Genomic DNA, 11,078 nt, shown 5'->3' with positions numbered 1-11,078 from the left:
TCAGGCTCGTACCTGGATCAGGGCGTGTGTGCCGCTCGTGCGCCAGCGCCCGCCCTCGGCCGCGTCGAGGGCGGCCTCCGTGCGGGCGTCCAGGCCCACGATCACGTCGGACTTGAGGGTGCGCAGGGCGGCGACCGGGCCCGGGAAGTACGCGGTGGGCTCCGTGAAAGGGGTGGTGGCGGGGTAGCGCCGGTCGCCGACCAGGCGGCGGTAGTTCAGGTCGCCCTTCACGATGGTCACGTCGGCCCCGGCGAACTCCCGGCGCAGGTCGTCGGGCATGTCGGCGTACGGCAGCGGGGCGCAGGAGAAGGGGTGGGCGCGGACGGTGAGGCGACCGTCGGTCATCGCCGCCCACAGCCGGTGGCCGGACTCGCCCGCCGCCCCCTTCGCCCCGGTGAGGTGGCGCAGGGCGTCGACCACGTCGGCGGTCGTGGCGTCGGACACGTAGTACGGGTACGGCTTCACGTGCAGGAGCGCCCGCCCGACGCGGCGGTGGTGGAGCAGATGGTCGATCAGGAGCAGATCGGGGATGAGTTCCCGGCCGGAGTTGTCCGCGACCAGGCAGAGGGTGCCGCCCGCGTACAGGGACCGCAGCGACTCGCCTTCATTGGCGACCAGTTGGGCATCGGCGTCCGATTCCCCGTCCGTGGCGGCGAGGCGGAAGCCGAGGTCCGCGCGGTTGCCCCACAGCGAGCCGTGCAGCAGCGCCTCCTCCCGCTCCTCGACCGGGCGCCCGGCGAGCAGGTCGAGCGCGGCGAGCTCCTCGTCCGCCTCCGGGGTGTCGAGCTCCGCGAGCTTGAAGGGACGGAAGGGGTCGATGCCCTGCCAGGGGCCTGGGGTGAAGTAACCGACGGCTTCGAGGAGTTGGCGGTAGAAGTAGCTCTCGGACCAGAGGAAGGGCACGTCGAACCAGGAGCGGCCTGCGTACTCCTCGCCGCCCCACCGCTCCCACTGCTCTCGGTCCGCCGCCCGCTTGCCGAGCGGTTCGATGACGCCCTCGGTGGCGTTCTTCAGCAGGGCGTCGAGCGCGCGGTGCTGCTCGGGGCCGTAGGGGAAGACGTCCCGGACCTTCCGGACGAGGGCCGGATGCCGCTCGGCCAGCACGCTCCAGGGGAACGAGCCCGGCTCGTCGCTGAGGATCACGGGCGCGTCGACGGGTTCAGACATGTGGCTCACGGTACCGGCCGAGCCGAAAGGGGCGGCCCACGCCGCGCGTGGGCCGCCCCTCCCCCCGTGGGCCGCGCTCAGAGGGTCAGTTTCCAGCTGTTGAGCTTGCCGGTGTCCGACGCGGCCACGTCCTGGACGCGGAGTTTCCACGTGCCGTTCGCGGTCTCGCCGGACGCGTCGACCGTGTAGGCGGTGTTGACGTCGTCCGCGGAGTCCGAGGTGCTGGAGGACTTCAGGCGTACGTCGAGCCGTCCGGGGCGACCAGGTCGATCACCAGGTCGCCGCGGTAGGTGTGGGTGATGTCGACGCCGAGCGAGCGACCTGTCAGGGGGTGCCTGTGGGTCGGCTGTGCCCGAACGATAGGCAAAGCCCAGGTAATACGGATACAGGGGAAACCCTCGATCTGGCTGGTAACCGCCCCCAAGGACTCCCAGTTGGCCGGGAGTGCCCGGTTTCACCTGGCTCGCGCATCTGAACGCATGACCCCGTGTCCCCGTACTTCACGGTGCGGCCACGCCTGCGCGCGATGCCGTACGGCCGCACCCGCCGCCCCCACCCCGCGAGGAGACCCACCGGATGACCGCACACCGCACCGCCACCGCGGCCGCTGTCGCCGTGGCGGCCCCGCTGCTTCTCCTGACGTGGGCCGTGGGTCCGGTCCAGGCGCACGGTGCGCCGACGGATCCGGTCAGCCGGGTGGTGGCCTGCTCACCGGAAGGCGGCAACACCGGTACGGAGGCCTGCAAGGCGGCGATCGCGGCGAACGGCGCGCCCTTCACCGCCTGGGACAACCTCCGGGTCGCCGGTGTGGGCGGCCGGGACCGTCAGGTGATCCCGAACGGGCAGCTGTGCAGCGGGGGTCTGCCCGCCTACAAGGGACTGGACCTGGCCCGCGCCGACTGGCCCTCGACACGGATGACACCGGGCGCGACCTTCACGCTCACCTACAGTTCGACGATTCCGCACACGGGAACCTTCACGCTGTATCTGTCCAAGCCCGGGTACGACCCGACGAAGCCCCTCAAGTGGTCCGATCTGCCGACGAAACCGTTCGCCACGGCCACCGATCCGGCGCTGGTGAACGGCGCCTACCGGATCAAGGCCACGCTGCCCGCCGACCGGACCGGCCGGCAGATGCTGTACACGATCTGGCAGAACACGAGCACGACCGACACGTACTACTCGTGCTCGGACGTGGTCTTCCCGAGCGGGGGCGGCGGCGGGGCCGCCGCGCCGACGACCTCGTCCCCCGCGCGTACGACACCCACGGCCGGCCGGAAGGCTCAGCAGAGCCAAAAGCCGTCCACCACCACGGCCACCCCCACCGGCCAGTCGCCGTCGCCCGCCCCGCAGACCACCGCGGCGACGACGGAGGTGACCGCGCCCGACCATCTCGCGCCGGCCGCGGACAGCTCGTCCGGCGGCAGCAACACGCTCCCCCTCGTCGCCGGGGCAGGGGGAGCGGTCGCGTTCCTGCTCACCGCGGGCGTCGCCATCACGCTGCGACGCCGCCGGTGATCGGCCGTCCGGGTTCGGTCAGTTGACGGTGACCGCGGGGCTGCCCGACTGGGTGGTGTCGGAGACGGGCGCGTACTTCGCGGTGAAGTAGCCGCTGCTGAAGCAGAGCGACGAGCCCGAGGACTTCGCGAACGCCTGGTTGGTGAAGGTGATGCTGTTGTCGGTGTTGCTCGCCGTACCGGTCAGGCTGGGCGCCTGGTAGACGCAGTTGATGCTGCCCAGCAGGGTGCGCAGCACGACCGTGGTCTGGATGGTGGAGCCGGCGGCGGGGGTCACGGTGACCGTGCCGGCGGAGGCGACCGTGGTGGTGTACGGGAGGTTGTTGACCGTGACGCTGGTGACGCCGAGCACGCCGATGACATTGCTGGTGCAACTGCCGAAGGTGTGGGCGCTGAGCGACTCGGTGGCCGTGCCGGGGGCCGTCGGGTTGTCGGTGACGGAGGCGGTGAAGGTGGACGCGGCACAGGAGACACCGCTCGTGCCGGTCGCGCTGGAGTAGAGCGTGGCGGCGGTGCCGCTCGCCAGTGAGGCGGTGAGGACGTCACCGGTGGCGACGGCGGCTCCGCCTGCGGTGAGCACGGGGGTGTCGTCCGCGGAGGCGGGGGCGATCGCGGAGACCGAGAGCGCGGCGGCGGTACCGAGGAGGGCGAGCAGGGATCGAGTGCGCATGGGGGTGCCTCTTTCTCAGACGGGGGTGCGGGTGGGTACGAGGCCGTCGCGGACATGCCGTCCGGCGGACCGCTGCCGGTCCGTGACGCCTTCTCCTTACGTCACGGACCGGCAGCGGAAGCCGGGCGACCGGACACGGCTCAGGGGGGAAAGTGCCGTGCCGGTGCCGCGGGGGGAGGTGGTTTCAGCGTTGGAGCGCACCGCACGTTCAGACGTGCCACGGCCGCCCCGCGAGGAGCGGGGGGTCCAGGAGGTGGCGTACGTGCCGCGCATCGGATCCGGCGCCACGGACCCAAGGGAATCAAGGCAGAGTTGTAGACCTGATGGGTGGTCAACGTCAAGGCGGAGCAAGGAAGTTGAAGGTCAGCACGGTTCCAGGCACGAGGCACCGGCGGACGCGGCTACGAGGTCGTCGCGGGCCCAAGTGCGAGGTCAGCGCGACCGGGCCTCCACAGTTGACACACAACCGACATCCCTTTTCCACAAGTCTCTTGACCCACGAATGTAACCCCCGGTAACTTCCAGGTCGGCTACTGCTGCGTAATGAGAAAGCCCTTGCGACCGCCGGGAGTTGTGAGGAGGCATGCGCGGCAGCCGCTGTCCGCGCCAGGACAACGTGCCCGTTGAAGCCCCACCTGCATGACTATGCCCAGGGAGCAGAACATGGCCTCGTCCTCGGACGCCACGGCGTCCCCCGATTCGACCCCCGAGAACGAAAGCGGTTCCGGCAGACGTGGGCGGGTCCGCCTGCGCCGCGCCGCGGTGATGGCGGTGCCTGCCACCGCGGTCGCCGCGGGACTGATGATCCTCACCGCCCAGGGCGCTCTGGGGGTGCAATTCGCCATCTCCGGCATGCCGTTCACGGTCACGGCCACCGAACTCAACGGCACCGGCTTCGAGCAGTTCGGCAACCTCGACAACATGGCCGACGGCAGCCCGAACGCCGGCGACACCGGCGGCCAGGTCCTCGTCGTCACCTCCGCGATCAAGAACGCGACGCTCACCAAGCTGTGCCAGAGCGTCGACCTGGGCGGTACGAACCTGGTCATCAGGGCGGGCGGCGGCGCGGACAAGGTGCAGGCGACCAATCTGACGACCGACTCGACCGAGCTGTCGGGCGACGCGTCCTTCAACAACATCGAGATCGGCAACGACGCGAGCACGCTCGACAAGGCCGGGGTCCAGGGGAACAAGGGCGTCTTCAGCCAGCAGGCCGACACCGTCCACATCGGAAACCTGCGGCAGACCAACTACGCCACCACGGCCGCGGTGTTCAAGCTCCCCGGTCTCAAGCTCAGCTTCAGCGACTCGGGCTGCTGATGACAGCCGTCCGGGATCTGCGGTCCGGCTTCCGGCAGTGGCGTGCGGACCGCCCCTTCTGGGGCGGGCTGCTGCTCACCCTGGGCGGAGCGGAGATCCTCCTCACCGAGAAGGCGTCCCTGAAGGTCGTCATGCACATCGGGATGCAGGGCATGGCGGGCTATCTGCTGCCGACGGTCATGATCCTGTGCGGTCTGCTGATCCTCTTCAACCCGACGCAGCGCCTCTTCTACTCCCTGCTCGGCATCCTCCTCTCCCTCGGCACCTGGCTCACCTCCAACCTGGGCGGCTTCTTCATCGGCCTCCTCCTCGGAGCGACCGGCAGCTGCCTGGCCTTCGGCTGGCTTCCGCACCAGGAGCCACGCAAGCGACGTCTGCCGCGCGGGCGCCGCCGGCAGCGGATGGCGACCGAGGCGTAGAGAGAGGGCAGGGAAGGGTCCCGCCCCGGCCGAGCTCAGGGCACTGGGCGGCCGGGGCGGGAGCTGCGACGGGACGGCTCCAGGAGGCGGGCGAGCCTCCAACTTGCCGGTACGCGCAGGGAATTTGTCCTCGCACGCAGTGGACGCCGGACGGCCTCGTTGGGGAACGCCACCCTCGCGTAGCGTGACGCGCCGTACTGACGTCCGAGCGCCAGGGAGGCTCCCGATGGGAACCCCAAGTCCCTTGACGAGCAACCCGAGCCCCTTGGTGGTGGACGCGACGGGCCGTGACATCCACGCGGAAGCCGCCCGTATCCGGGCGCGCGGACCGGCGACCCGCGTCGCCCTCCCCGGTGGCGTCGAGGCCTGGGCGGTCAGCAGCCCCGAGCTGCTCAAACGGCTGCTCCTGGACCCACGGGTGTCCAAGGACCCGCGCCGGCACTGGCCCGCCTGGATCAACGGGGAGATCTCCCCCGACTGGCCGCTGTTCACCTGGGTCGCGGTGCAGAACATGTTCACCGCGTACGGCGGCGATCACAGGCGGCTGCGGACCCTCGTCTCCACGGCGTTCACGGCCCGCCGCACGGCCGCGCTGCGACCCCGGATCGAGGAGATCACCAACGGCCTTCTCGACCGCATCGCCAAGGCCGGCGAGCACGGCGAAGTCGTCGATCTGCGCGAGGAGTTCTGCTATCCGATCCCCATCCAGGTGATCAGCGAACTCTTCGGGCTGCCGGAGGACAAGCGGGCGGACCTCAGGGACCTGGTGGACAGCATCTTCCACACCTCCGCGCAGCCCGAGGAGGTGACGGGGAACTACGCCAGGCTGTACGCCGTACTGGGTGAACTGGTCGCCGAGAAGCGGGAGTCGCCCGGCGACGACCTGACCTCCGGCCTCATCGCGTCCCGCGACGAGGGCGACGGCAGGCTGAGCGAGCAGGAGCTGCTCGACACGCTGGTCCTGATGGTCAGCGCCGGTCACGAGACCACGGTCAACCTCATCGACAACGCCGTGCACGCCCTGCTCACCCACCCCGAGCAGCTCGCACACCTCCGCGCCGGACGCGCCACCTGGGACGACCTGATCGAGGAGACCCTGCGGGTCGAGGCGCCCGTCGCGAGCCTGCCGCTGCGCTACGCCGTGGAGGACCTCGACCTCGCCGAACTGGGCGGCCCGGACGGCACGGTGATCGGCCGGGGCGAGGCGATCCTCGCCGCGTACGCCGCCGCCGGACGCGATCCCGAGCGCTACGGCAAGGACGCCGACCTCTTCGACGTCACCCGGGCCGACAAGGAGCACCTCGCCTTCGGACACGGTGTACACCGCTGCCTCGGCGCCCCGCTGGGCCGCTTGGAGGCCCGGATCGCCCTCCCTGCCCTCTTCGAGCGCTTCCCCGACCTCCAACTAGCCGTGAAGGCTTCGGAGTTGGAGCCGGTGGACTCCTTCATCTCCAACGGCCACCGCACCTTGCCCGCCCGGATCCGCTAAGCCTTGTCGTTCGGCGCTCACTCCCCGCGCCACCAGGACAGGAGACGGGTCCAGCCGCTCCGCGGGCGGTCGGGCGCCGGGGCAGGGGGCTCGGTCACCAGAGGCGGGAGGGGGCTCGCGTACGACTGCCGCTCGCCTTCGGGCCGTTGGAGCGTCGCGGTGGGCGGAAAACGTACGGGCAGCGCCACCAGCGCGCGGTGGAACGGGCCGGGCCGCCAGGCCAACTCTTCCACTGGCAAGCCCAGTTCGACATCGGGGAGGCGGTCGAGGAGCTTCTCCACCGCGGCTGTCGCGATCAGCCGGGCCGGACTCTGCGCCGGGCAGTTGTGCGGGCCCGCGCTCCACGCCAAGTGGGCCCGGTTGCCCGCTCGCTGATCGGCCGTCAGGTGAGGATCGGTGTTGGCCGCGGCGAGACTGACGACCAGCGGATCGCCCGCGCGCAGCACCGCTCCCTGGTACACCACGTCGTGCAGCGGATAGTGCACGGCGTAGTTGGCGATCGGCGGATCGGTCCACAGCACCTCGTCGAGGGCGTCCTCCACCGGGAGGCTGCCGCCGGACAGATCGCCCGCGAACCGGTCGTCGGACAGCAGCAGCCGCAGGCTGTTCGCGATCAGGTTCTGCTGGGGCTCGGTGCCGGCGCCCATCAGTACCACGAGGGTGTGGATCATCTCCTCGTCGGTGAGGCCCGCGGGGTGCGCCATCAGCCAGGACGTCATGTCCTGACCGGGGTGGCCCCGCTTCAGCGCGACCAGGTCGAGCAGCGTGCTGGTCAGCAGTTCGTCGGCCTTCTCCGCGTCCACCCCGTCGAAGATCCCGGACATGCCCTCGACCAGCCGGACCCCGTACTCGGCCGGGCAGCCGAAGAGGTGATTGAAGACCAGCAGCGGCAGGACCTGCGCGTACTCGCCGAGCAGATCCGCCGTGCCGAGCGGCGCGAAGCGGTCGATGAGGGTGTCGGCGCTGCGCTCCACATAGCCGCGCAGGGTGTTCGGATCGACGAGCGCGAGGCTGTCGGTGATCGCGCCGCGCAGCCTCTCGTGCTGCTCGCCGTCGGTGAACAGGGCGTTGGGCCGGTACATCATCATCGGCACGACCGGGCTGTGCGGCGGGACGGTCCCGTCGGCGAGGTCGCGCCAGCGGCGGGGGTCCTTGGAGAAGGTCTCCGGGCTGCGCAGGACGTGCAGGGCGGCGTCGTAGGAGGTGACGAGGGTGGCTCTGACGCCGGGTGCGAGCTCGACGGGTGCGGTCGGTCCGGCCGTACGCAGCCGGCGGTAGACGGCGGCGGGGTCGGCCGCGAACGCGGGCCCGTACAGGGACTCGTGCGCAGGGCAGCCAGGCGGTGGCCCGGTCGGTGGTGACAGGGACGGTGGCGGTACGGGCGGTGGTGGTTCGGAGGTCACACGGGCTCCAGTTCGCCGCTGCGGGTCATGAGGTACTCGACGAGCGCGATCAGCGCCTCGGTGGACGAGACCCGGTCACGGGCGTCGCAGCGCACGAGCGGGGTCGAGGGCAGCAGGTCGAGGGCCTCGCGCACCTCGTCCAGGTCGTGCGCCGCGGAGGCGTCGTCGAAGTCGTTGAGGGCGACGGCGTACGGGAGGCCCAGCTCCTCCAGTACGCCCATGACGTCGAAGGACTCGGACAGCCGCCGGGTGTCGGCCAGCACCAGCGCGCCGAGCGCTCCGCTGGTCATGTCCTTCCAGAGTTCGGTGAAGCGGTGCTGCCCGGGCGTGCCGAACAGATAGAGCACCAGGGCGTCGCTGAGGGTGAGTCGGCCGAAGTCGAGGGCGACGGTGGTGGTCGTCTTCTCCCTCGAACCGGCGAGGTCGTCGACGCGTGCGCCCGCCTCGGTCATCACCTCCTCGGTACGCAGCGGCCGGATCTCGGAGAGCGCGCCGACGAACGTGGTCTTGCCGACCGCGAAGTGGCCCACGACCAGCAGTTTGACCGCGGTCTGCACACCCGGGCCGAGGTGGACGTCGTCAGAGGCGGGCGCGGAGCCCATCCAGTACCTCCTGAAGGATGCGGGCGTCGGAGAGGCGGGCGGCCGGTACCGGCGCCCGGGTGACGAGGTGACCGCTGTCCATCAGGTCCGCGATCAGTACTTTGGTGACGCTGACCGGGAGTTCCAGATGACCGGCCACCTCGGCGACCGACAGCGCTCCGGGCCGGCACAGCTCCATCAGCCGGCGCTTCTCCGGGTTCAGCCCCGTCAGCGGCAGGTCGTCGTCGGCGATCAGCAGGGTGACGAGGTCGAGGGTGTTGCGGGAGGGGTGGGCACGGCCGTCCGTGACGACGTACGACCGCACCAGCCTCCCTCCCGGTCGGCGCCCGGGCGTCATGCCTGGCTGCCGGTGTCCTGCCGGGCCGGGCTGGTCAGCTCCTTGCCGAGCCGGTCGACCAGCTTGTGCATGCGGTAGGTGACCGCCTCCATGTCCACGTCCTCGCCGGTGGACACCGCGAGGTGGGTGCCCTCACCGGCGGCGACGAGGAAGACGTATCCGTGCGCGAACTCGATCAGGGTCTGCCGCCACGGCGCGGTCGCGCTGCCGCAGAACTCGGCGGTGCTGCGGCTGATGGACTGCACCCCGGACAGACCCGCGGCCAGCCGCTCGGCGTCGTCGCGGCCGATGTCCGCCGAGTGGGCCCGGAGCATGCCGTCGGCGGACAGCAGGATGGCGTGCCGCGCCTCCGGTACCTTCAGGACCTCGTCGAGCATCCACCCCAGCTCGTTGGTCATGGGCGCGATCATCCCTGTGTGTTCCCTTCGGATTCGTGGGGGGTTTCGATGTCGTGGGGGACTTCGATGTCGTGGGGGGTTTCGGTCTCGACGGGGGTTCGCGTGTCGTCGGGGGGTTGGGTTCCCTCGGAGGTCGCGGCCGCGGTACGTGAGGGGGGTGCGGTGTCCTGCTCGGCCCGCGCGGAGCGGGTGCCGCGCGCGAAGGCGCCCATGCGACGGGCGTTCTCCGCCGCGGACCGGCCCAAGCTCTCCTCGGCCGGTGCGGCCCGTTCAGCCGGTTCAGCCGGTTCGCCCGGTACCGCCGGGGGCTGTTCGGCGGCGGGCGGGGGTACGGGCGCGCGGCGGCGCCGCTTGGGCAGTCCGCCGACCGTCGTCGCCTCCGCGGGCCCGCTCGTCCGGGCCGTACGCCGGGGCGTGCGCGCCGGTTCCCGCGGCGGCGGGGGTTCCTGGACCGGGTCGGCGTGGGTGAGCAGCGCGGCCGGCACGAAGACCACGGCGCGGACGCCGCCGTACGGGGAGCGGGTGTCCACGGAGACGTTGAACCCGTAGCGGGTGGCGAGGACGCCGATGACGGCGAAGCCGAACTGGGGCGGGTCGTCGAGGCGGGTGACGTCCACCGCGCGGCGGCCGGTCAGCAGCGCGGCGGCGTGCTCGGACCCGCGGCTGTCCATGCCGACGCCCGCGTCGTCGATGACCACGACCGCGCCGTTGTGCACCGCCTGGACGCTGACCTCGACGGTGGTGTTGGGCTGCGAGTGGCGTGCGGCGTTGTCCAGGAGTTCGGCGACGGCGAGGACGACCGGTTCGACGGCCCGGCTCTCGACGGCGATGTCGGCCTGTCCGTTGATGCGGATGCGCCGGTAGTCGCGGATGCGGGAGGTCGCGCCGCGGACCACCTCGATGAGCGGGGAGGTGGCCCGTTGGCGTCCGGGCCAGGAGCCGCACAGTACGGCGATGGCCTGCGCGCGACGGCCGAACTGCGCGTTGGTGTGGTCGATCTCGAGCAGGTCGCGCAGCACGTCGGGGTGGTCGTGGCGGTCCTGCATCTCCGAGATGGACACCTGCTGTTCGTTGGCGAGGGCCTGGATCGAGCGCATGGACGCCTTGAGGGCGGCCTTCGCTGACTGGTCGGCGCGGGCCTGTGCGTGCCGCACGGCGTCGGAGAACCGCTCCAGGAGACCGTCGAGACACTTCGCGAAGTCGGTGTCGGCCAGCCGCGCGTCGAGGAGGCCTGCGGCGGGGAGGGCCGGTGCGTGGAGGGACTCACCGGCGGGGAGAGCCGCGCCGGCCGCGGGACGGGGCGGACCTGCGGGACGGTGCTGACCTGGCGCGGGACGGGGCTCACCTGGCGTGGAGAGGGGCTGACCCGTCGGGGAGGCGGCCTGGTGCGGGGCACTTTCGAGCGCGGGCAGGCGGACCGCGACCAGGTGGCGCAGCTCCTCGTCCCGGGCCCGCAGCGCGTCCGCGAGCTGGTCGCTCCGGCCGCGCTGCCGTCCGGTGATCCCGCGCTGGCGCACCAGCAGCACGGTGACGGCGAGCAGGCCGACGGCCAGGCACCAGAACGCCGCCTCCGGTATCCGTTCGGTCATGAAGTCCTCAATGGCATATGCAAGTTGACGGGTCGCACGACCGTAGCCGCCCGACGGCACAAACGCTTGCCCTCGCGCGCAAGGAAGTTGCCGTGGGACGCACGGACTGTATGCACTAGGCTGACGTGGAGTAACTACCGCTCGCTGCACGGGAGTTGAGGGTGTCG

At 71.2% G+C, this 11,078-nt stretch carries 11 protein-coding genes and 1 pseudogene; 4 read left to right on the top strand and 8 right to left on the bottom strand.

The window, feature by feature from the left end:
* On the bottom strand, nt 1–1,167 hold the full coding sequence (locus ACIQTP_RS13555; protein WP_403399412.1) for a damage-control phosphatase ARMT1 family protein: 1,167 nt from the start codon (nt 1,165–1,167) through the stop codon (nt 1–3).
* Between the two features lie 77 nt (nt 1,168–1,244).
* Nucleotides 1,245–1,480, bottom strand: a pseudogene (locus tag ACIQTP_RS13550) (proprotein convertase P-domain-containing protein); the annotation flags it as partial.
* A gap of 263 nt (nt 1,481–1,743) precedes the next feature.
* On the opposite strand from ACIQTP_RS13550, the gene ACIQTP_RS13545 reads away from it, so the two are divergent.
* Nucleotides 1,744–2,685 (top strand): lytic polysaccharide monooxygenase, encoded by a 942-nt coding sequence (locus tag ACIQTP_RS13545; protein WP_403399410.1) that lies wholly within the window; start codon nt 1,744–1,746, stop codon nt 2,683–2,685.
* Between the two features lie 18 nt (nt 2,686–2,703).
* Here the strand turns inward: ACIQTP_RS13545 and ACIQTP_RS13540 are convergent, their stop codons facing one another.
* A complete protein-coding gene (locus ACIQTP_RS13540) occupies nt 2,704–3,354 on the bottom strand; it encodes a Tat pathway signal sequence domain protein (RefSeq protein WP_403399408.1) in 651 nt (216 codons plus the stop codon).
* Nucleotides 3,355–4,017: 663 nt separating this feature from the next.
* On the opposite strand from ACIQTP_RS13540, the gene ACIQTP_RS13535 reads away from it, so the two are divergent.
* The 3 genes from ACIQTP_RS13535 to ACIQTP_RS13525 all read left to right on the top strand — a co-directional run bounded on the left by ACIQTP_RS13535 (nt 4,018) and on the right by ACIQTP_RS13525 (nt 6,582).
* A complete protein-coding gene (locus ACIQTP_RS13535) occupies nt 4,018–4,674 on the top strand; it encodes a DUF6230 family protein (protein WP_403399831.1) in 657 nt (218 codons plus the stop codon).
* Complete coding sequence (locus tag ACIQTP_RS13530) at nt 4,674–5,093, top strand: DUF6114 domain-containing protein (protein ID WP_403399406.1); 420 nt, start codon at nt 4,674–4,676, stop codon at nt 5,091–5,093. The genes ACIQTP_RS13535 and ACIQTP_RS13530 overlap by 1 nt, the downstream gene beginning before the upstream one ends.
* A 226-nt stretch (nt 5,094–5,319) precedes the next feature.
* Nucleotides 5,320–6,582, top strand: coding sequence for a cytochrome P450 (locus ACIQTP_RS13525; RefSeq protein ID WP_403399404.1), 1,263 nt, complete (start codon nt 5,320–5,322; stop codon nt 6,580–6,582).
* Between the two features lie 17 nt (nt 6,583–6,599).
* Here the strand turns inward: ACIQTP_RS13525 and ACIQTP_RS13520 are convergent, their stop codons facing one another.
* From ACIQTP_RS13520 to ACIQTP_RS13500, 5 genes are read right to left on the bottom strand one after another with little or no spacing between them, the layout of a single operon-like run.
* Entirely contained in the window at nt 6,600–7,946 is a 1,347-nt protein-coding gene (locus ACIQTP_RS13520; RefSeq protein WP_403399828.1) for a cytochrome P450, read from the bottom strand.
* Between the two features lie 35 nt (nt 7,947–7,981).
* Complete coding sequence (locus tag ACIQTP_RS13515; protein ID WP_402038371.1) at nt 7,982–8,587, bottom strand: GTP-binding protein; 606 nt, start codon at nt 8,585–8,587, stop codon at nt 7,982–7,984.
* A complete protein-coding gene (locus tag ACIQTP_RS13510) occupies nt 8,565–8,924 on the bottom strand; it encodes a DUF742 domain-containing protein (protein WP_403399402.1) in 360 nt (119 codons plus the stop codon). The genes ACIQTP_RS13515 and ACIQTP_RS13510 overlap by 23 nt, the downstream gene beginning before the upstream one ends.
* Nucleotides 8,921–9,334, bottom strand: a complete 414-nt coding sequence (locus ACIQTP_RS13505) for a roadblock/LC7 domain-containing protein (RefSeq protein WP_402038376.1) — start codon at nt 9,332–9,334, stop codon at nt 8,921–8,923. Before ACIQTP_RS13505 ends, ACIQTP_RS13510 begins: the two co-directional genes overlap by 4 nt.
* Nucleotides 9,331–10,911, bottom strand: a complete 1,581-nt coding sequence (locus ACIQTP_RS13500; protein ID WP_403399400.1) for an ATP-binding protein — start codon at nt 10,909–10,911, stop codon at nt 9,331–9,333. The genes ACIQTP_RS13505 and ACIQTP_RS13500 overlap by 4 nt, the downstream gene beginning before the upstream one ends.
* Nucleotides 10,912–11,078 lie beyond the last annotated feature (167 nt).

Source organism: Streptomyces sp. NPDC090798, assembly GCF_044768965.1.
In the GTDB taxonomy this organism is placed as follows: domain Bacteria; phylum Actinomycetota; class Actinomycetes; order Streptomycetales; family Streptomycetaceae; genus Streptomyces.
This window is presented reverse-complemented; position numbering and strand designations above follow the sequence as displayed.